The sequence below is a fragment of the Streptomyces sp. NBC_00322 genome (assembly GCF_036147535.1).
Lineage (GTDB): Bacteria > Actinomycetota > Actinomycetes > Streptomycetales > Streptomycetaceae > Streptomyces.
Window position 1 is genome coordinate 1,755,986 of record NZ_CP108019.1, and the last position, 18,462, is coordinate 1,774,447.

20 protein-coding genes and 1 pseudogene are annotated in these 18,462 nt (G+C 70.3%); 9 read left to right on the plus strand and 12 right to left on the minus strand.

Annotated features, from left to right (window positions below):
• Window positions 1-192 precede the first annotated feature (192 nt).
• Window positions 193-1,308, minus strand: coding sequence for a glycerate kinase (locus tag OG905_RS07965; protein ID WP_328682110.1), 1,116 nt, complete (start codon window positions 1,306-1,308; stop codon window positions 193-195).
• A 167-nt stretch (window positions 1,309-1,475) separates the two neighbouring features.
• On the opposite strand from OG905_RS07965, the gene OG905_RS07970 reads away from it, so the two are divergent.
• From OG905_RS07970 to OG905_RS07980, 3 genes are all read left to right on the plus strand, one after another.
• Window positions 1,476-2,552: an ADP-ribosylglycohydrolase family protein gene (locus OG905_RS07970; RefSeq protein WP_328666975.1), complete on the plus strand. Its 1,077-nt coding sequence runs from the start codon at window positions 1,476-1,478 to the stop codon at window positions 2,550-2,552.
• Between the two features lie 71 nt (window positions 2,553-2,623).
• Window positions 2,624-3,115: an NUDIX hydrolase gene (locus OG905_RS07975; RefSeq protein ID WP_328666976.1), complete on the plus strand. Its 492-nt coding sequence runs from the start codon at window positions 2,624-2,626 to the stop codon at window positions 3,113-3,115.
• Between the two features lie 181 nt (window positions 3,116-3,296).
• Window positions 3,297-4,190, plus strand: coding sequence for a universal stress protein (locus OG905_RS07980; RefSeq protein ID WP_328666977.1), 894 nt, complete (start codon window positions 3,297-3,299; stop codon window positions 4,188-4,190).
• Between the two features lie 27 nt (window positions 4,191-4,217).
• On the opposite strand, the gene OG905_RS07985 is transcribed toward OG905_RS07980, so the two are convergent.
• Window positions 4,218-5,243, minus strand: a complete 1,026-nt coding sequence (locus tag OG905_RS07985; RefSeq protein ID WP_328666978.1) for a 6-phosphofructokinase — start codon at window positions 5,241-5,243, stop codon at window positions 4,218-4,220.
• A gap of 205 nt (window positions 5,244-5,448) precedes the next feature.
• Here OG905_RS07985 and OG905_RS07990 point away from each other — a divergent pair, with 205 nt between their 5' ends.
• On the plus strand, window positions 5,449-6,180 hold the full coding sequence (locus tag OG905_RS07990; protein WP_328666979.1) for an SIR2 family NAD-dependent protein deacylase: 732 nt from the start codon (window positions 5,449-5,451) through the stop codon (window positions 6,178-6,180).
• 23 nt (window positions 6,181-6,203) lie between these two features.
• Here the strand turns inward: OG905_RS07990 and OG905_RS07995 are convergent, their stop codons facing one another.
• A complete protein-coding gene (locus OG905_RS07995; protein ID WP_328666980.1) occupies window positions 6,204-6,413 on the minus strand; it encodes a hypothetical protein in 210 nt (69 codons plus the stop codon).
• On the opposite strand from OG905_RS07995, the gene OG905_RS08000 reads away from it, so the two are divergent.
• The 3 genes from OG905_RS08000 (at window position 6,412) to OG905_RS08010 (ending at window position 7,499) form a co-directional block, all read left to right on the plus strand.
• Window positions 6,412-6,633 (plus strand): hypothetical protein, encoded by a 222-nt coding sequence (locus OG905_RS08000; RefSeq protein WP_328666981.1) that lies wholly within the window; start codon window positions 6,412-6,414, stop codon window positions 6,631-6,633. The genes OG905_RS07995 and OG905_RS08000 overlap by 2 nt on opposite strands.
• Window positions 6,633-6,944: a hypothetical protein gene (locus tag OG905_RS08005; protein ID WP_328666982.1), complete on the plus strand. Its 312-nt coding sequence runs from the start codon at window positions 6,633-6,635 to the stop codon at window positions 6,942-6,944. Before OG905_RS08000 ends, OG905_RS08005 begins: the two co-directional genes overlap by 1 nt.
• A 258-nt stretch (window positions 6,945-7,202) precedes the next feature.
• A complete protein-coding gene (locus OG905_RS08010; RefSeq protein ID WP_328666983.1) occupies window positions 7,203-7,499 on the plus strand; it encodes a hypothetical protein in 297 nt (98 codons plus the stop codon).
• Between the two features lie 288 nt (window positions 7,500-7,787).
• Here the strand turns inward: OG905_RS08010 and OG905_RS08015 are convergent.
• The 6 genes and pseudogenes from OG905_RS08015 to OG905_RS08040 all read right to left on the minus strand — a co-directional run.
• A pseudogene (locus OG905_RS08015) lies at window positions 7,788-8,264 on the minus strand (IS5 family transposase); the annotation flags it as partial.
• Window positions 8,152-8,865, minus strand: a complete 714-nt coding sequence (locus tag OG905_RS08020) for an ROK family protein (RefSeq protein ID WP_328666984.1) — start codon at window positions 8,863-8,865, stop codon at window positions 8,152-8,154. The pseudogene OG905_RS08015 and the gene OG905_RS08020, both read right to left, overlap by 113 nt.
• A gap of 138 nt (window positions 8,866-9,003) precedes the next feature.
• Window positions 9,004-9,498 carry a methylated-DNA--[protein]-cysteine S-methyltransferase gene (locus OG905_RS08025; protein WP_328666985.1) on the minus strand — a complete coding sequence of 165 codons (495 nt, stop codon included), beginning with the start codon at window positions 9,496-9,498 and terminating at the stop codon, window positions 9,004-9,006.
• 12 nt (window positions 9,499-9,510) lie between these two features.
• The gene (locus OG905_RS08030; protein ID WP_328666986.1) at window positions 9,511-10,986 is read right to left on the minus strand and encodes an AlkA N-terminal domain-containing protein; all 1,476 of its coding nucleotides are present in this window, start codon (window positions 10,984-10,986) and stop codon (window positions 9,511-9,513) included.
• Between the two features lie 49 nt (window positions 10,987-11,035).
• On the minus strand, window positions 11,036-11,557 hold the full coding sequence (locus OG905_RS08035) for an O-acetyl-ADP-ribose deacetylase (protein WP_328666987.1): 522 nt from the start codon (window positions 11,555-11,557) through the stop codon (window positions 11,036-11,038).
• Between the two features lie 36 nt (window positions 11,558-11,593).
• Window positions 11,594-13,018, minus strand: a complete 1,425-nt coding sequence (locus OG905_RS08040) for a phytoene desaturase family protein (protein ID WP_328666988.1) — start codon at window positions 13,016-13,018, stop codon at window positions 11,594-11,596.
• 86 nt (window positions 13,019-13,104) lie between these two features.
• On the opposite strand from OG905_RS08040, the gene OG905_RS08045 reads away from it, so the two are divergent.
• A complete protein-coding gene (locus OG905_RS08045; RefSeq protein ID WP_328666989.1) occupies window positions 13,105-13,899 on the plus strand; it encodes a nucleotidyltransferase family protein in 795 nt (264 codons plus the stop codon).
• 486 nt (window positions 13,900-14,385) lie between these two features.
• On the opposite strand, the gene OG905_RS08050 is transcribed toward OG905_RS08045, so the two are convergent.
• The 3 genes from OG905_RS08050 to OG905_RS08060 all read right to left on the minus strand — a co-directional run bounded on the left by OG905_RS08050 (window position 14,386) and on the right by OG905_RS08060 (window position 17,803).
• Complete coding sequence (locus tag OG905_RS08050) at window positions 14,386-15,207, minus strand: inositol monophosphatase family protein (RefSeq protein ID WP_328666990.1); 822 nt, start codon at window positions 15,205-15,207, stop codon at window positions 14,386-14,388.
• Window positions 15,208-15,398: 191 nt separating this feature from the next.
• On the minus strand, window positions 15,399-16,778 hold the full coding sequence (locus tag OG905_RS08055; protein WP_328666991.1) for an FAD-binding oxidoreductase: 1,380 nt from the start codon (window positions 16,776-16,778) through the stop codon (window positions 15,399-15,401).
• Window positions 16,779-16,825: 47 nt separating this feature from the next.
• Window positions 16,826-17,803, minus strand: a complete 978-nt coding sequence (locus OG905_RS08060; protein ID WP_328666992.1) for an antibiotic biosynthesis monooxygenase — start codon at window positions 17,801-17,803, stop codon at window positions 16,826-16,828.
• 81 nt (window positions 17,804-17,884) lie between these two features.
• Between OG905_RS08060 and OG905_RS08065 the strand changes: the two genes are divergently transcribed.
• Window positions 17,885-18,451, plus strand: coding sequence for a nucleoside deaminase (locus tag OG905_RS08065; protein WP_328666993.1), 567 nt, complete (start codon window positions 17,885-17,887; stop codon window positions 18,449-18,451).
• The last annotated feature ends 11 nt before the right edge of the window (window positions 18,452-18,462 follow it).

Here is an 18,462-nt window from a genome sequence, read left to right on the forward strand (position 1 = left end):
ACCCGCTCCGCGGCCCCCTTGCCCGTGATCGCAGGTGCGTGGCCCCGCGCCGCGGGAAGTGGATGCCCGGCTTGCGCCGCGAAGCTGGCCCTCGGGGGGAGTGGGGGCGTCAGCCCCCACGTTCCCCCTCCCCCTCGGGGTCTGGGGGCTCGCCCCCAGTTTCGGGAAGGGGCGGGGTGGGGGAACAACCCCCTACCGCAGGAAATCCCGCGCAATACCCTCCGCCACCCGCTCCAGCAGCGGCCCCGCCTCCGCCATGCACTTTCGTGGGTCCGGTTCCAGCGCCGTCAGGGGATACGCCCTGCGGATCCCCGCCCGGCCCAGCGCCTCGGGCGGCAGTGCCAGGCGGCCGCAGACCGCGACGACCTCGATGTTCCGGGCGCGGGCCGCCGCCGCGACGCCCGCAGGGGCCTTGCCGTGGAGGGTCTGTTCGTCGAGGGAGCCCTCGCCGGTGATCACCAGGGTCGCGCGGGACAGCGCGGCCGCGAAGCCGAGCACGTCGAGCATGACCTCGATGCCGGGCCGGAAGCTCGCGCCGAGGGCGACCAGCGCGCCGTAGCCGATGCCGCCCGCCGCCCCCGCGCCGGGGAGCTGCGCCTGCTCGGGGCCGAGGATGGACGCGTAGTGGACGAGCGCCGCGTCCAGCGTGGCGACGTCCTGCGGTGTCGCGCCCTTCTGCGGGCCGTACACCGCGGGCGCGCCCTTCGGCCCCGTCAGCGGGTTGTCGACGTCGCTGGCGAGGACCAGCTCGACGTCCTTGAGCCGGGGGTCGAGGCCGGACAGGTCCGCGGACGCGAGGTCGCGGAGACCGCCGCCGCCGGGGCCGACCGGCTCGCCGTCCGCGTCCAGGAAGCGCGCGCCGAGTGCGGCGAGCATGCCCGCGCCGCCGTCCGTGGTCGCGCTGCCGCCGACGCCGAAGACGATCGTCCGGGCTCCCGCGTCGAGCGCGGCGCGCAGCACCTCGCCGGAGCCGTACGTCGTCGAGGTGAGCGGCGCGAAGACCCCGTCGGGCAGGTGCTGGAGCCCGGAGGCCTCCGCCATCTCCACCACCGCGGTGCCCTCCCGCAGGGCGTACGCCGCGGTGAGGGACTCGCCGAGCGGCCCGGTCACCCGGACCTCGCGGCGTTCGAACCCGGCCGCCACCGCCGCGGCGACCGTGCCGTCGCCGCCGTCCGCGACGGGCAGGGTCTCGACCGCCAGACCGGGTACGACTCGCTGGAGACCTGCGGTGACCCGCTCCGCGACCTGTACGGCCGTGAGCGAGCCCTTGAACTTGTCAGCCGCGACGAGCACACGCGCGGGCTGAATAACTGCTCCGTTCGTCACTTGCTATCCCTTGCTTTCGAACAGGCAGTCGCGCCGCCCTGACCCTATCCGGACGTTCAGACGGTCTGCCACCGCATCGTGGCTTGACATTTCGGACCATACTGGGGCACTGCCGCGCGGTTCCGGCGCCGATTCGGTAAACCGGACGTATGGGCCTACAGCACGTCGACCTCGCCGACCGGATCCTCGGCGGCTGGCTGGGCCGGGTCGCCGGCAACATGCTCGGCAAGCCCGTCGAGCGTGGCGACTACTGGACCCGCGACCGCATCGACCGGTATCTGCGCCGCACCGACGCGCTCCCGCTCACCGACTACCTGCCCGGGCCGCCGGCGGACGCGATGCCCGGCGAATTCGAGCTGCGTCCCGAGTGGCGCGAGTGCGTACGGGGCCGGATCCACGGCAGTTGCCGGGACGACGACGTGGACTACACGGTCCTCGGGCTGCATCTGCTGGAGAGCCACGGCTTCGGATTCACCACCGAGCAGGTGGGCGAGGCCTGGCTGCTGCATCTGCCGTTTCTGCAGACGTTCACCGCCGAGCGGGCCACGTACCGCAATCTCGCGAACGGTCTCAAGCCTCCCGTCAGCGCCACGCGCGACAATCCCTACCAGGAGTGGATCGGCGCACTCATCCGCGCCGACATCTTCGGCTGGACCTGCCCCGGCGACCCACACCGCGCCGCCGCGCTCGCCCGCCGCGACGCGGTCCTCTCCCACACGGGCAACGGCGTGTACGGGGCGATGTGGGCGGCGGCCCTGATCGCCGCCGCGTTCACCGCGAACATCCCGCGCGATGCGGTCGAGGCGGCTCTGGAACGTATCCCCGCGGGCTGCCGGCTCGCGCGCGCGGTGCGCCACACCGTGGCCCTGCACGCCTCCGGTACGTCCTGGTCCGACACGCTCGGCGAACTGGCCGCGGAGACGGGCGGCCTGGGCTGGATCCACACCGTTCCGAACGCCGCCGTCATCACGGCCGGACTGCTGTACGGCGCGGGCGACTTCACCGCCACCATCGCCCTCACGGTCCGCGGTGGCCTCGACACCGACTCCAACGGGGCGACGGCGGGCTCGGTGGCGGGTGTGCTGAGCGGAGCGGCCGCCATCCCCGCACAGTGGACGGAGCCTCTGGAGGACCGGCTGCGTACCGCGGTGTTCGGATTCGACGGCGTACGGATCAGCGAACTGGCGGAGCGTACGGTGCGGTTGGCGGCATTCTCCGCGAGTTGACGCGCAACCCGGCCGGAAACGCCCTCCTGGCGCCAAGGGCTCACGCCCGCACCCCCGTTACGCTTCCCCGAGTGACTTCCTCTGACTACGCGACGTACATCGCCTCCCTGCCCCACATTCTCGCCGGTGCCGCCGTTCTCATCCGTGACGGCGAGGGTCGGGTGCTGATCGTCGAGCCCAACTACCGCGACGGCTGGGGGTTGCCCGGCGGGACCATCGAGTCGGATCTGGGCGAAACCCCGCGGCAGGCCGCCCGCAGGGAGACGCTCGAGGAAATCGGACTCGACGTGAAGCCGGGCGCGCTGCTGGCGGTGGACTGGGTGCAGGGCGCCGATCGGCCGCCGATCGCGGCGTATGTGTACGACGGCGGGGTGCTGACCGAGAAGCAGTTCGCGGCGATCCGACTGCAGGAGGAGGAGCTGGTCTCCTGGCGGCTGGTGTCCCGCGACGAGATCCCGGCTCTCTTCCTGGGCTCGCTGGGTCACCGGGTGCTGGCCGCTCTGGACGTCCTGGAGAAGGGCAGCGGAACGGTGGAGCTGGAGAACGGACTGCCGCCCGCCTGATCGGCTCGCGGCGGCGAGGACCGGCGGGGTCGACGGCCGACGCGGAGGTCGAACGGCTCGCCGGGCCCCTGGGACCGCCCGCTCGGCAGGAGCGGCTGGATGGGGCCGGCCGTGGAACAGTGGAAGTACCGGCTCGGGTGTGCGGCGCGTTCGCGGTATCCGGCGAGGCGAAGGAGGCGCGATGAGACTGCCGGTGGTGGCGGGGATCGATGGCTCCGCACGCAGCCTGGCAGCGGCCGACTGGGCTGCCCGGGAAGCGGCGCTTCGCCAGGCGCCGCTCCGGCTGGTGCACGCCACACCGTCAACGCCCGGTCTGGTCATGCCGGTGACTGCCGCGGAGGCGTGGCAGCAAGTCGGGGAAGAGGTACTCGAGCACGCGGTCGCCGACCTCGGTGAGCGGTACCAGGACCTCGTCGTACGGAGCGAGCACGTGTCCGGGCGTCCGGCCGAGACCCTGCTGTCGGCTGCGGCGAGCGCCGGGCTCCTGGTCGTCGGAGCCCGGGGTACGGGCGGCTTCGACGGCCTCGTGATGGGGTCGGTGGCGCTGCGCACCGCAGCGGCCGCCGACTGTCCCGTGGTGGTGGTTCCCGGGCAGGCGGTGGATACCGGTGACGAGGAGGAGCCCCCGGCGGCGGACGGCTCGGCGCGCGTGGTGACAGGTCTTGACGCGCACGAACCGGTGAACGAGACAGCGGACTTCGCCTTCGCTGCCGCCCGGGGGCACGACGCCCTCCTGCGGGTGGTGCACGCGTGGGCCCTTCCCGCCACCTCCGTGTCCCCGTTGATGCTCGACCTCACCGAGGAGGACCGCGCCACTTGGGAGGATCAGGAACTCCTGTTGCTGTCCGACGCCCTGCGGGCGTGGCGAGAGAAGTACCCCGAGGTCGCCGTGCAGCCCGATGTCCGGCTGCTCCATCCGGCGATGGCGCTGGTGACCGCGTCCTCGGGTGCGGACCTGCTGGTCATCGGGCGGCGCACTGAGCCACGGGCGCCGGAGGGGCGGCTCGGGCCGGTCGCCCACGCGGTGCTGCACCACGCCCGATGCCCGGTGGCGATCGTGCCGCACGCCGGCTGACCGCGACCGGAACTGAGACCCGGCCGGTCAGCCGAAGAAGACTTCGAACTCGTCGTAGAGCGAAGGATCGACCGTCTTGGCCTTGGCCGTGGCATCGGCGAGGGGGATGCGGACGATGTCCGTACCGCGTACGGCCACCATCATGCCGAAGGCCCCGTCCCTGACCGCATCGACCGCGTGCAGACCGAAGCGCGTCGCGAGCCACCGGTCGTACGGGCTCGGCGTGCCGCCCCGCTGGACGTGGCCCAGGACCGTGGTGCGGGCATCCTCCCCGGTGCGATCGGCGATCTCCCGGGACACCCACTCACCGATGCCCGACAGCCGTACGTGCCCGAACTCGTCGACCGTCCGGTCCTTGAGAACCATCTGGCCCTCCTTGGGCACCGCTCCCTCCGCCACGACGACGATCGGCGCATAGTTGATCTTGAATCGGCTCTCCACCCAGCGGCAGACCTGATCGATGTCGAACGGCCGCTCCGGAATGAGGATCGCGTTGGCGCCACCCGCAACGCCGGCGTGCAGGGCAATCCAGCCGGCGTGCCGCCCCATCACCTCGACCACCAGCGCCCGCATGTGCGACTCGGCAGTGGTATGCAGCCTGTCGATCGCCTCGGTGGCGATGCCGACAGCGGTGTCGAAGCCGAAGGTGTAGTCGGTCCCGGACACGTCGTTGTCGATGGTCTTCGGTACCCCCACCACCTTGATCCCCCGGCGGCTCAGCTCGGTGGCGACGCTGAGCGTGTCCTCGCCGCCGATCACGATCAGCGCGTCAATACCGTGCGCAGCAAGGGTGTCCCGCACTCGGCCTTCCCCGTCCTCCTTCTTGAGCGGATTGGTACGGGAGGAGCCGAGGATGGTCCCCCCTCGGGGAAGGATTCCGCGTACAGCAGGGATGTCCAGCGGGACGACCCTGTCCTCGATCGCGCCGAGCCAGCCGTCGCGCAAGCCGATGAATTCGTACCCCCACTCCTGGACGCCCTTGCGCACCACACTGCGGATCACGGCATTGAGCCCGGGGCAGTCGCCACCGCCGGTCAGCACACCGACCCTCATGGGCTTCTCCTTCCTGCCCGCCTGCGCGACCGCCGCCGCAGGGGCATCGCTGGTGACCGCGGGGCCCGACGTCGCCCCTCCTCCAGCCTCCACCCATCCGATCGGCAGTGCCCACTCAGTGACCACTCCAGCGGGGTGGTGGACAGCCATGGTCGCGCCCCGATATCCGTTCGCCCCGTGCGGACAGGCGTCCTACCCTCGGCCCATGAACAAGCCTCTCGTCGCGATCCTGAGCGGCGCCGGTATCTCCACGGACTCGGGCATCCCCGACTACCGCGGGCCGAACGGCCTGTGGCGGCGCGATCCGGATGCCGAGAAGCTCGTCACCTACGACTACTACATGGCCGATCCGGAGATCCGGCGTCGGTCCTGGCAGATGCGGCGGAAGAACCGGACACTGCAGGCCGAGCCCAACACGGCGCACCGGGCCGTGGCGGAGCTTGAGCGGTCCGGGGTTCCGGTTCGGGTGATCACGCAGAACGTGGACGGGCTGCACCAGCTGGCCGGCATGCCCGCCCGCAAGGTCCTCGAACTGCACGGCACCGCACAGACCGTGCTGTGCACCGAATGCCAAGCCAAGGCACCGATGGAGGACGCGCTCGCGCGAGTCGAGGCCGGTGAGGAGGATCCGCCGTGCGTGGAGTGCGGCGGCATCCTCAAATCGGCCACGGTGATGTTCGGCGAGCGGCTCGACCCCGTGGTACTGGGCGAGGCTCTCGCGATCACCAAGGCATGCCAGGTCTTCATCGCCGTCGGGACCAGCCTCCAGGTGCAGCCCGCCGCGGGGCTTGCCGGTGTCGCCGCCGACCACGGCGCCCGGCTGATCATCGTCAACGCCGAGCCGACCCCGTACGACGACCGAGCCGACGAAGTCGTCCGGGAGCCCATCGGCACCGCCCTACCCGAACTCCTGCGCCGGCTGGGCACCGAGAGCTGAGAGTCGTTCCCCAGGGCTTCGGGCTACTGGCGTTGCTGAAAGGCGGCCGCGTCAGAGTTGTTGTGGAGCCACCACTGGCAGACCTTCCACTGGTTGTCCTTGGCGACCGCGTCATCGAACGTCACCAGAGCCACAACTGGACCGCTGCAGTTCGGACTCGTGCTGTCGTGCATGCTGCACTTCAGGTCGTTGACCGGCGACACCGAGTCGATGGCCGTGATGAGGGACTTCATGGCGAGAGGCTACGCCGCGAGCATCGCCTCGGAGCATCTCGCCCAGCTCAAGGCGGAGAATGATTCCGCCGACGTGCCGTCCGAGGAGATGACCCCGGCTCAGTATCAGGAGCTCGCGCCCCGGTACAACGGCCGCCCGTACTGGCAGACCGACGATGCCCAGGCCTACGGGCGTGGCTTCAAGAACAACTTGGCCGAGGCAAGGAGCGCACTGCGCTGATGACCAGCCCTTCCCAACCGGACGACGACCGCGGCTGCCTGTGCCTGGTCCTCGCCGTACCACTCACCCTGCTCACCCTCATCGCCGCGTTCTTCTGCTGGACGGCACTCACCATGCGACCGTCCGGTCCTTGGGGCGACGAGGCGTACACCGGCATCGTCCTGTCGTGTGTCTTCACCATCGGAGCTGCCGGTGCGGCGACGGGGTTGTGGCTGTTTCCATCGGTGCGGCGGGTCATGGGGTGGGGATGGGTGGTCCCTGCCCTGCTGCTGGGAGTTGTAGCGGGCATGCGCTGGGGATTGGGCAGCTAGGCCGCTTCTTCCGGATCAGCAAGCCCTCGGGAGGCAGGGCTATTGCCCGGCCGCCGGGGCGCGGGGGAAGACGGGTGTCCTTGCACCGCCAAATCGCCCGCCCGTTCGAGCAGGCGTTCACGCACGCAAAGCTCGACGCGCTCCTGGCCCGCATCGCCGACCGCGAGCCGCACCTCCGACTCGCGGCCTGACGACCAGAATTTCCGGCCGCGTGTACTAGGATCCGCCGCTAGCATCACTCGATCGATAGGAGGCCCGATGATCGGCGTGCTCGTGACTTTCGCGCAGACCGACAAGTTCGATCGTTCAACTATCGCAAAGATTGCCGGCGAACTCCGAGGACCGTTCGAAGGCATGGCCGGCCTTCGCTTCAAGAGCTTCATGCTCGACGAAGACGGCGATCAGGCAAGGAACTTCTACGTGTGGGATGACGAGGAGAAAGGCCGCGCCTTCTTCACGGAGGAGCTCGTCGACAAGGTGACGGGGATTTATGGCGTCCCGCCCAAAATCGAATATCTCGATATCGTGGGGTTCGTCGACAACTCTGGCACCTGATTCTCAAGGAGGCTGTCGCACAAACCTTTGCTGTCCAGGCCGTTTTGGACCATCGGGGCATGCCACAGAACATCCTCACATGCGATCGAGACCACGCGCTGCTGCACCCCTGCAGCCCCCTGACCTGCGCGACTGGCTGCCCGAGGACCACCTCGCCTGGTTCGTGATCGAGACGATCGAGCAGCTCCACCTCGAGCCCTCGGCCGCCCGGCCCCTGCGTTTAAAGCGCCCGGCGCGCCGATTCTGCGGAAAGGCGCCGAAGCCGATTCCCCCGGATCATCTCGCTGATCAGATGAAGATGCCCGCGATGTGGAGGCCTGCTTTGAATATGGCGGCGGTCTTCTCGTAGCGGGTGGCCAGGCCGCGCCAGTTCTTCAGGCGGTTGATGCATCGTTCGACGGTGTTGCGCTGCTTGTATGCCTCGCGGTCGAAGCCAGGAGGGCGGCCGCCGCGGCGGCCTTTGCGCTTGCGGTTGGCGATCTGGTCGGCGGGTTGTGGGATCACAGCCCTGATCCCGCGGCTTCGCAGGTGCTCGCGGATGGCCCGGGACGAGTAGGCGCGGTCGGCCAGCACCTTCACCGGGCGAGTGCGCGGGCGGCCGGCCTCCCTCGGAACACGCAGCCCAGCCATGACGTGCTCGAAAGCGGGCGCGTCACCCGCCTGGCCAGGCGTGAGGACGAAGCACAGCGGCCGACAACACCCATCCGCCGCCAAGTGAACCTTGGTGGTCAGCCCACCGCGGGAGCGCCCGATGGCATGGTCGGCGGGGCCGCACGATGCGCCGGGTCCGAGGATCACCCGTGGCGAGCGCGGCATGGATCTGTTCCGGACGCTCGCCGACCGCGCGTACGATCGCACCGCCACCGGCGAGGTCGTCGAGCCGCTTGACACCCTGGGGCGTCGAAATGGGCATGCTGCCGATCTCACCGGCCCATCCTCGCGAGCCGCGGACGACCCGTCCCTCGCACAGGTAGGCCGAGCCCACTGCGGTCCCACAGACGATCACCACAGCGGACGAGGCCTTGGAGAGGCCGGCCGACTCCTGCGCGAGAGCTCCTCGGATGTCATTGACCAGCAGCTGTGGGGTGCCGTCATCGTGCAGTCCCTCCCAGCCCGTGAGCTGGGGCAACACATCGGAGATCTTGACCTGACCGTTCTCGACGAGGCCGGGCACGGCGATCCCCAGTGCCGTCGGCTTCAGGGCGTTTTCGGCGATGAAGGCCCGGACAGCGGCTTCGATGTCTGCAGGAACGACCGAAGGACCCGTGGCCAGGCGCCGAATGAGCGGCGCTTCAAGATCCCGCCCCTCCGCGAGCATGAGCAACTTGGTACCACCGATGTCGACGCCTACTGCCGCATGCCGCATTGCCCCACCTCACGCCGCGCTCCCGAAGAAAACCTATCGCCCTGTTGGGAAGCCGTTGATGAGTGGGCGGCGTCCGCCCGCGCGGATGCCCATCTCGCGGCCTCGTTCAAACGGCTGTGAGATCGCCGGGGCCCGTGCCTAGAACAGCGCGTCCTCGGGCGTGCCGGACTCGAACGCCAGCAGCCGCTGCTTGCGGTCGAGTCCGCCGCCGTAGCCGACGAGGCTGCCCGTCGAGCCGATGACCCGGTGGCAGGGAACGATGATCCCGATCGGGTTCTTGCCGTTGGCCAGACCCACCGCGCGGGAGGCGCCGGCGTTGCCGAGCGCCTCGGCCAGTTCGCCGTAGGTCCGTGTCTCGCCGTACGGGATCTGCCGCAGCTGTTCCCAGACGCGCTGCTGGAAGTCCGTGCCGTGCAGCCGCATCGGCAGGTCGAATTCCTTGAGCTCGCGGGCGAAGTAGGCCTTCAGCTGGCGGATCGCCTCGCCGAAGGGCGCGGGATCCTCCTCGCCGAAGGTCTCCTCGTCGGGCCGGTGGCGCTGCTGGGGCATGTAGAGCCCGCTCAGCACTCCGTCGGTGGCGACGAGGGTCAGCGGTCCGTAGGGGCTGTCGACGACCGTGTGCTGCTTGGTCATGGCTGAACTTCCTTATGAGGGGAGGCGGTTGATGGGGTGATCGTCTGTGGCCCAGAGGTACTGGACGGCGTACGCCCGCCAGGGCCGCCAGGCCGCGGCGCGGTTGGTGAGCGCGACCGGGGTCGAGGGCAGACCCAGTTCGGCGGCGGCGCGCCGCATCCCGAGGTCGCCGGGCAGGAACGCGTCCGGGTCGCCCAGGGCGCGCATCGCGATCGCTTCCACCGTCCAGGGGCCGAAGCCGGGGATCGCGGTCAGCTGCGCGCGGGCCTTGTCCCAGTCGCTGTCGACGCCGAGCTGCAGTGAGCCGTCGGCCAGCGCCCCGACAAGGGTCATGAAGGTGGTGCGGCGGGTGCCGGGCAGCGCCAGGGTCTGAGGGTCCAGCGTCGCCAGCGCCTCGGAGGACGGGAAGAGATGCGTGAGGCCGCCCTCTGCGTCCTCGATCGCCTCGCCGTGGGCCGTGACCAGGCGGCCCGCGTGGGTGCGGGCCGCGGCCGTCGAGACCTGCTGGCCCAGCACCGCCCGTACGGCGAACTCCGCCGCGTCGGCGGTGCGCGGCACACGTCGCCCCGGCGCCTTGTCGACCAGCGGCGCGAGCAGCTCGTCCGTACGCAGCTGGTCGTCGACGGCGACCGGATCGGCGTCCAGGTCGAGCATCCAGCGGCAGCGGCTGATCGCGATGGTGAGGTCGCGCGGGTCGGTGAGGGCGAGCCGGCAGGCGATGTGGTCGGGCTGCGGGGTGAGGGCGACGATGCCGTGCCCGTAGGGGAGGTTGAGGGTGCGGCGGTAGGCCCCGTCCCGCCACTCCTCGACACCGGGTACGCCGGTCGCGGCGAGGTGGCCGAAAAGGTTGCTCGGGTTGAGAGGCGCGCGGTACGGCAGCCGCAGGGAGATCACTCCGGGGGTCTGCGGGGGTGCGGTACGGCTGCGGGCGGCGCGGGTGCGCAGTTCGCCGGGGGCGAGTGCGAAGACCTCGCGGACGGTGTCGTTGAAGGTGCGGATGGAGGCGAAACCGGCCGCGAAGGCGACCTCGGCCATCGGGAGCGGGGTGGTTTCGATGAGCAGGCGCGCGGTCTGGGCGCGCTGCGCGCGGGCCAGGGCGAGCGGTCCCGCACCCAGCTCGGCGAGGAGCTGGCGCTCGATCTGCCGGGTGGAGTAGCCGAGGCGGGCGGCGAGGCCCGGTACCCCTTCGCGGTCCACGACTCCGTCGCGGATGAGACGCATGGCGCGTGCGACGGTGTCCGCGCGGGCGTTCCACTCCGGAGAGCCGGGGCTGGTATCGGGGCGGCAGCGCTTGCAGGCCCGGAATCCGGCCTGCTGACAGGCGGCGGCGCTCGGGTAGAAGGTCATGTTCTCGACCTTCGGCGGCACCACCGGGCAGCTGGGGCGGCAGTAGATCCGCGTGGTCAGCACGGCCGTGAAGAACCAGCCGTCGAATCGGGCGTCCTTCGACTGGACGGCGCGTACGCAGCGCTCGGTGTCGGTGTGCATGGCTCAAGCATCCGGCAGCGCCAGGGCCGGTGCTAGCGAGAAAACGACATCAGCCTTGCTCTGCCAGGGCGGTCTCGAATTCCTTGTACGCGGGCTCGTCGAAGAGCACGAAACGTACCTCGGTGACCGGCGCGGCAGCCGCCTCGCGGACCGTACGGACTGCGATCCGCGCGCCGTCGTCCATCGGCCAGCCGTAGATGCCGGTCGAGATGGCGGGGAAGGCGACGGTGCTCGCCCCCAGCTCCCGTGCCACGCGCAGCGATTCGCGGTAACAGGAGGCCAGCAGGCCGGACCGGTCCTCCTGCCGGGACCAGACGGGGCCGACCGTGTGGATCACATGGTCGGCGTCCAGGCGGCCCGCGGTGGTGGCGACGGCCTGCCCGGTGCGCAGGCCCTTGCCGTAGTGCGAGGCGCGCAGGGCGCGGCATTCCGCGAGGATCTCGGGTCCGCCGCGACGGTGGATGGCTCCGTCGACACCACCGCCGCCGAGCAGTGAGGAATTGGCGGCGTTGACGATGGCGTCGACATGCTGCCGGGTGATGTCTCCGCGCACGAGGGTGATCTCGACCATGGCTTCAGCCTACGTAAGTGCACCTGCGGCTTCGGCCTACGCAGAGTGCACCCTGCGCAGACTGCGCCAGACCGCCCTCGCGGCGTGGTGGCCGGACATGCCGTGCACACCGGGGCCCGGCGGGGTCGCGGAGGAACAGATGAAGACGGCGGGGTGCGCGGTGGCGTACGGGACGCGGGCGAGCCTGGGACGGATCAGCGTCTGGAGTCCGGCGAAAGCTCCGCAGGCGATGTCCCCGCCGACGTAGTTGGCGTTGCGCCGGGCGAGCTGGGGCGGGCCCGCGACGGCGCGGGCCAGCACGAGGTCGCGGAAGCCGGGCGCGAAACGCTCCAGCTGCCGCTCGATGACCTCGGTCGCGTCGCCCTCCCAGCCGGCCGGAACATGGCCGTACGCCCACAGGACATGCTTGCCCGCCGGGGCGCGGGAGGGGTCCACCAGGCTGGGCTGGGCGGTGATCAGGAAGGGGACCTTGGGGTCACGGCCCGCGACGGCGGCGGTCAGGGCCGCGTCGATCTCGCCGACGGTGGGGCCGATGTGCACGGTCCCTGCCGTACGGGCCTCCTTCGCGGTCCAGGGAACGGGCCCCGAGAGCGCGTAGTCGATCTTGAAAGCGGCGGCGCCGTAGCGGTAGTGCTGATACGCCTGGCCGAGGCCCGCGATCCTGGCGACCGCGGTCGGCGAGGTGTCGAAGACATACGCACGGGCAGGGGGCAGCTCGTCCAGCCGCTTGACCTCCGTGCCCGTGTGGATCACGCCGCCCTGCTCACGCAGATACGAGGCGAGGGCGTCCGAGATCGCCTGCGAACCGCCGCGCGGCACCGGCCAGCCGACCTCGTGCGCGGCGAGCGCGAAGCACAGGGCGATCCCGGCGGTGGCGAACCCGCTGGTGGGGGCGATGGCATGGGCGGCCAGCCCGGCGAACAGACCGCGGGCCCGCTCCCCCTCGAAACGGCGCGAGACCCAGCTGGCGGGCTGCAGCGCGACCGTCCCGAAGCGGGCGAGACGGTACGGGTCGCGGGGCAGGCCGTCCCAGGGGGTGCGCAGGAAGTCCGCGGCGAGGGTGTCCCAGTGCCCGAGGAAGGGCGCGACGAGCCGTCGGTAGGCCCCGGCGTCACCGGCACCCAGCGACATGGCGCTCTCACCGACCGACCGGCTCAGCACGGCCGCGGTGCCGTCCGGAAAGGGGTGCGCGAGGGGCAGTTCGGGGTGCAGCCACTCCAGGCCGTGCCGGGCCAGCGGCATGGCGGCGAAAGCCGGTGAGCCGATGCCGAGCGGATGGACGGCGGAGCAGGGGTCGTGGCGGAAACCCGGGAGGGTGAGCTCCTCGGTCCTCGCTCCCCCGCCGACGGTGTCCATCGCCTCGTACACCGCCACCGAGAAGCCGCGGCGGGCCAATTCGACAGCTGCGGTCAGCCCGTTGGGCCCCGCCCCCACGACGACGGCATCGAGCATCGACGGCACCTTCGGACTCCTTTGTCAGCCGATGGCCAAGGCCCCCAGGATATTGCGGAGCACCGACAGCGGGGGCGGCGGTAGGCTCCGCAGCGATGATTTCCCGGATCGAAGTGATGTCGCAGCAGCTCATGGCGGTACACGGGGTGCGCGCGGTGGCCCTGGGGGGCAGCCGCGCCCGGGGAACGCACCGCCCGGACTCCGACTGGGACCTCGGCGTCTACTACCGGGGTTCGGTCGATACCGGGGCGCTGGCGGCCCTCGCCGAGGAGATGACGGGCGCCCAGGTCGACATCGCGGGCCCTGGCGGCTGGGGTCCCTGGGTCAACGGCGGCGCGTGGCTGTCGGTGGACGGCGTCCAGGTGGACTGGATCCTGCGCGACCTCGACCGCGTCGAGGCGGTCTGGGCGGACTGCCGGGCGGGCCGGTACGAGACGGGAATGCAGGCGGGCCACCCCCTGGGATTCTGGTCGCCCGCGTACGCGGGCGAGGTGGCGCTGTGCCGCGTACTGGCCGACGCGGACGGCGAGTTGACGTCACTGCGCACCCAGACCCAGGGCTACCCGGAGCCACTGCGCGGCGCTCTGATCGACGCGGCATGGGAGGCGGACTTCTCGGTCGCGGCGGCGCGGAAGTCGGTGGGCGAGGGGGACGTGCTGCATGAGTCGCTGTGCCTGAGCAGGGCGTTCGGTGTCCTGGTCCAGTCGCTGCACGCGCACGCGAGGGTGTGGTGCCTGAACGAAAAGGGCGCGCTGCGGACGGCGACGTCCTTGCCTGCGGCGCCGGAGGACTTCGCGTCGAGGGTGTCGGGGGCGCTGCGGGGCCTGGACGCGGGGGCGGTGGAGTCGGCGGACGCGCTGGTGGCCGACGCGAGGTCGCGGCTGGCCTAGCGGCGCGGGGGGTGGGGTCCGGTGTGCCGGCGGCCGCGGGCCTTGGCGGTTCGTTGCGCGGGCCGACTGCGTTGCGCGGGCCTTGCGGGTTCATTGCGCGGGCCTGCCGCAGGGTGCGGGTCGGGGCCGCTGGGCGGGGCCTTGTCCCCTCCCCACCCCTTCCCGCAACCGGGGCTCTGCCCCGGACCCCGGTCCTCAAACGCCGGACGGGCTGTTTGCCGGCGCCGGATTCGCCGAACGGGGCGGCGCAGGGGCACCAGTCGGGTGCGGGGGCGCCAGCCCCGCGTTCTGCGCGTCCCGGCGAAGCCGGTGGAGCACGGGCTTCGGGGCGCCAGCCCCTTCGCCCCCCACGGCCGCGGCGGCGTCGCTCTTCTCGCGCGGCGAAGCCGCCGGAGCAGCCCCGCATGTGGGGGCCGCCAGCCCCACATGGCCCTGGGACGGAGCCGCGAATGTCACAGCAGGAAGGGGCGGGGTCGGGAAATCCCCTCACCCGCGCAACAGGTCCCGCACCCTCTCCGCCGTCCCCCCATCCCTCGCCGCCGTGAACGGCAGCGCATTTCCTCCCCCGATACGGAACCGCTCCCCCGATACCGTCAGCTGCGCCCCGCCCGCCTCCGTCACAAGGAGCAGGCCCGCCGCGTGGTCCCATGCGTTCTCCCAGGAGAAGGCCACCGCGTCCAGGTCTCCCCGGGCCACCGACAGGTACTCCAGGCCCGCCGATCCACAAGGGCGGGCGTGGACGCCATCAGTGTTCAGACCGAGCAGGGCATGCTTCTGGTCCGGGGTGGTGTAGTCCGGGTGGGACATCGCGATCTCCAGCACCGCGCCCGGCGTCGGTGAACCCGACCGTATCGGCGTGCCGTTGAGCCGTGCGCCGCCGCCCCGTATCGCGATCGCCATCTCCTCCAGGACCGGCGCGTACGTCCAGGACGCGAGCACCTCGCCGTGCTGGGCGAGAGCGACGAGCGTGCAGAATCCGGGCTCGCCGCGGACGAACTGCCGCGTGCCGTCCACCGGGTCGACGATCCACACGGGCGCGTCGCCCTGCAGCGCCTCGTACACCGACGGGTCCGCATGGACGGCCTCCTCGCCCACCACGACGGAGCCGCGCAGCAGCGCCGTCAGCGAGGCGGTGAGGTGCTCCTCGGCATTGCGGTCGGCCGTCGTCACAAGGTCGTGCGGGCCGGTCTTCTCGACGATCTCGTGCGCGGCGAGCTGGCGGTAACGCGGCGTGATCTCGGTGGCGGCCGCCTTGCGGACCGCCTCCTCGACTGCGGAAAGATCACCGTTCAAGAAGTCATCGATCATTTCTCCAGCAAAGCACGGCCCGCTGACATCGCGCTGTCCGCTCGGCGCCCCACGGCGTAACCCTGCATTCCCCTCGGGTTCTCCGGCGGGGAGCACGCCGGCGCGCGGGTCCCCGGCCACCCCGCAGAGCCTGCCCTCCGACCTGAAGACCTGTTGTCACCGAAAGTGACGTCACGACAACGATCCGCAGTTCATCGCCCGAGATAGGAGAAGAAGACGTCCTCGGGGTCGTAGCGCGCCTTGAGCCGTTCCAGGCGGTCCCAGTCGGACGGGCTGAAGGAGCGCCGGGCACGGGAGGGATCGGCCGTGAGGTCGGCTTCGGCGATGTAATGGCCCGTGCCGAGGGGTTCGACGACTCGCATGGCTTCGCGCAGCCAGCGCGTGTTGGCGTCGTCCTGCGCCGGGGAGTCCCAGATCGCGAACGGGACGACATAGCTGTCGCCGAGCACCGAGAAGGCCATCTCGTGCTGGCGTGCCTTGTCCCGTGAGATCGGTGACACGGGGGCGAGTACGAGGGACTTCTCCGAGGGTGCCGCGGCGACAACAGCGGCGAGCCTCGACAGCAGGGTTTCGTAGTCCGCGTCCGACCACAGGGTGTCGACGGCACAGCGGTAGCTCGCCGGCCACAGGGTCCCGGAGGACTCGTCAAGGGCCTCCAAGGAGGCCGGCTCGTCGGCCTGGATGAATATGGCACGGTCGTCGAGCGGGCAGGCACGCAGCGGCTCGAGAGAGCGGATCGCCTCGTCCTGGCTGTCCGCGAAGGCGGTGGCCGCGACGACGACCACCTTGGGCCTCGGCGTGGCCGCCGACATGACCGGGTCGGCGGTGCCCATCAGGAAGGACAGTTCGACGGTCGGCGGGAGTTCGGTGACGGCCTCGCTGACCCAGCGGGTCACGGGTACGACGTCCGCCAGCGCAAAGGCGTACGTGGTCGTGACGATCGCCTCCGGGAGCGGGTACAGGGCGAGGCGGAAGGCGGTGACAATCGCGAAGAAGCCGGGGCCGGCTCCGCGCGCCGCCCAGAACAGGTCGGAGTTCTCCTCAGCGTCGCACTGGACGACCTCACCGGCGGCTGTGACGGCTTCTATCTGCCGCACACTCGCGCAAGCCGGTCCCAGCGCGCCGGAGTTCCAGCCCAGACCGCCGCTGAGGAGGTACCCGCCGAGGGCGACGGATCCGCAGTGCCCGGTGGGGAAGGCCAGGCCGTGCCGGGAGAGTTCGGAGGCGAGTGCGCCCCCAGTGACGGCGGGCTGGACGGTCGCCGTGGCCGAGTTCGGGTCGATGTGGATCCGGTTGAGTGCGGCGAGGTCGATGAGCATGCCCCCGTCGCGCAGTGGCGAGCCGCACCAGCTGTGCCCGCCCGCCCGTACGGCGATGCGCAGCCCCTCGGAGCGGGCGAGTGCCACGGCTTCCGCGACATCGCGCTGCGAGGCCACCCGGACGATCAATTCGGGGAACCGATCGGGCTTGAGCCCGTTCCACAGGATGCCCTGCCGGACGCTCTCGTATCCGGCATCGCCCCGCCGGACGATGTCTCCCTCGATACGCCGCGCCTGCGTCTGTCCGCCCACGATGACCCCATTGGTTGACCAGTCGTCAGTCCGTCGTCATTCGGTCCTCAGTCAGTGGTCAGGCCGAATACCAGGATGAAGACCGCCCAGCACAGCATCACGACCAACGCGCCCCCCACATGCGTACGCGCGGAACGTGCCCGGTCGGGCAGCAGCCAGAACGCGAGAGCTCTGTTGACCAGCGGCATCAGCACCCAGGTCAGGATGGAGACACTCAGCACATTGGAGATGAACAGGCCCAGATACCCGGGTATGCCCCAGTCGTCGAATTCCTTTCCCACCGTCAGATTCAGAACCATCACCGTCGGATAGAGCGCCAGGACGACGGACATGGCCTGTTTCCAGTTGGACGGAATCCCTTCCTCGTCGCCCTCCCCGAAGCGGAACCAGCCGCTGAACGCCGACCCGATCTTGCGTACCTCGTACGAGGAGAAGTACTGGCGCCCCTCGTCCAGCAGCTTTACGCGTTCGGCAGAGGCGAGCCATTCGTCGAGGTTGCCACGAGTGTCGTAACGGAAAGCGACCACCCACTTGTCCTGGATCCCCTCGACCGGCTCAAACAACTCGGTCCCCATGAAACCGGGATGCTTTTCCTGCGCCTTCAGGACCTTGTCCTGCCAGCCCATGAAGTCGCGCTCTTTCCCCGGCCGCACGGAATGGGAGATGACCGCCGTGACAGCCTGCTGCTCCTGAGGGGCGGGCGCTCCGCCGGCCAATACCTCCTGGGTCGGTGCGCCATCGAACAGCAGTTGTGCCTCGTCCAGGAGTCTGCGGCGCGCGCCGGAGTCGAGCCATGTGGTCAACTGGTCGACACGGGAGAACCGGAAGACCACCACCCACTCGTTCTCCTCGCCGGAGTCCGGTGGATACAGCTCCGCGCCCTCGAAGCCGTCAAAGCCCTCGGCCACGTGGTTGGTCTTCTCCTGCCAGCGCTTATAGGCGTCAACCCGGCCCTCCCGGACTTTCTGGGAGGTCACGACGGTGGCACCGTCGCCGCCCGGGACACGGCTTGCAGTAACACCCATACGGAGTAGCCTACTACGTAGGGGAGTTATCGGACAAATGGGGGAATCACACCTCGGTATAGGGCGAAGCGGAGGTTCGATATGGGGCACAAGGAGTTTCTGTCGGAGGCGATACGGCTGGCCACCGAGTCCGTGGAAGAGGGATGGGGCGGCCCTTTCGGCGCGGTCATCACCCGTGACGGCGAGATCCTCGCCCGCGGCCAAAATCGCGTACTCCTCACCGGCGACCCCACCGCGCACGCCGAAGTGGAGACCATTCGCAAAGCGGTTCAGCGGCTCAATCCCGAGGCACCCTCCATATCGGAGGATCACCAGAACGAGAGCACGCTCGCATACGTGCAGCGCCCGGCAGGATCCCCCGACCCAGTACCGGAGCGAGCCCGCATGCTCAAGGGATGCTCGATCTACATCAGCGGCGCCCCGTGCCCGATGTGCATGAGCGCCATCTACTGGTCGCGCATCGACAGCGTCTATTTCAGCTGCGATCTGAAGGCCACGCGTGAGATCGGATTCGATGACGCCTTCCAGTACGAGGACTTCATGAAGCCCCTCGACGAGCGCAGGATCCAGATCGAGCAGATCCACCCCGAGATGGGCGCGAAGGCCTACGAGGCATGGAGCACCAAGCCCGACCGGCACCCTTACTGAACTGACGGGGT

Bases quoted from the DNA above. Each gene is read 5' to 3' on its own strand.
- OG905_RS08035 (WP_328666987.1), bottom strand. From the start codon at position 11,557: ATGGTCGAGATCACCCTCGTGCGCGGAGACATCACCCGGCAGCATGTC.
- OG905_RS07990 (WP_328666979.1), top strand. From the start codon at position 5,449: ATGAACAAGCCTCTCGTCGCGATCCTGAGCGGCGCCGGTATCTCCACG.
- OG905_RS08020 (WP_328666984.1), bottom strand. From the start codon at position 8,865: ATGCGGCATGCGGCAGTAGGCGTCGACATCGGTGGTACCAAGTTGCTC.
- OG905_RS07970 (WP_328666975.1), top strand. From the start codon at position 1,476: ATGGGCCTACAGCACGTCGACCTCGCCGACCGGATCCTCGGCGGCTGG.
- OG905_RS08005 (WP_328666982.1), top strand. From the start codon at position 6,633: ATGACCAGCCCTTCCCAACCGGACGACGACCGCGGCTGCCTGTGCCTG.
- OG905_RS08000 (WP_328666981.1), top strand. From the start codon at position 6,412: ATGGCGAGAGGCTACGCCGCGAGCATCGCCTCGGAGCATCTCGCCCAG.
- OG905_RS08050 (WP_328666990.1), bottom strand. From the start codon at position 15,207: ATGATCGATGACTTCTTGAACGGTGATCTTTCCGCAGTCGAGGAGGCG.
- OG905_RS08030 (WP_328666986.1), bottom strand. From the start codon at position 10,986: ATGCACACCGACACCGAGCGCTGCGTACGCGCCGTCCAGTCGAAGGAC.
- OG905_RS07995 (WP_328666980.1), bottom strand. From the start codon at position 6,413: ATGAAGTCCCTCATCACGGCCATCGACTCGGTGTCGCCGGTCAACGAC.
- OG905_RS07985 (WP_328666978.1), bottom strand. From the start codon at position 5,243: ATGAGGGTCGGTGTGCTGACCGGCGGTGGCGACTGCCCCGGGCTCAAT.
- OG905_RS08025 (WP_328666985.1), bottom strand. From the start codon at position 9,498: ATGACCAAGCAGCACACGGTCGTCGACAGCCCCTACGGACCGCTGACC.
- OG905_RS07980 (WP_328666977.1), top strand. From the start codon at position 3,297: ATGAGACTGCCGGTGGTGGCGGGGATCGATGGCTCCGCACGCAGCCTG.
- OG905_RS08065 (WP_328666993.1), top strand. From the start codon at position 17,885: ATGGGGCACAAGGAGTTTCTGTCGGAGGCGATACGGCTGGCCACCGAG.
- OG905_RS08045 (WP_328666989.1), top strand. From the start codon at position 13,105: ATGATTTCCCGGATCGAAGTGATGTCGCAGCAGCTCATGGCGGTACAC.
- OG905_RS08010 (WP_328666983.1), top strand. From the start codon at position 7,203: ATGATCGGCGTGCTCGTGACTTTCGCGCAGACCGACAAGTTCGATCGT.
- OG905_RS08060 (WP_328666992.1), bottom strand. From the start codon at position 17,803: ATGGGTGTTACTGCAAGCCGTGTCCCGGGCGGCGACGGTGCCACCGTC.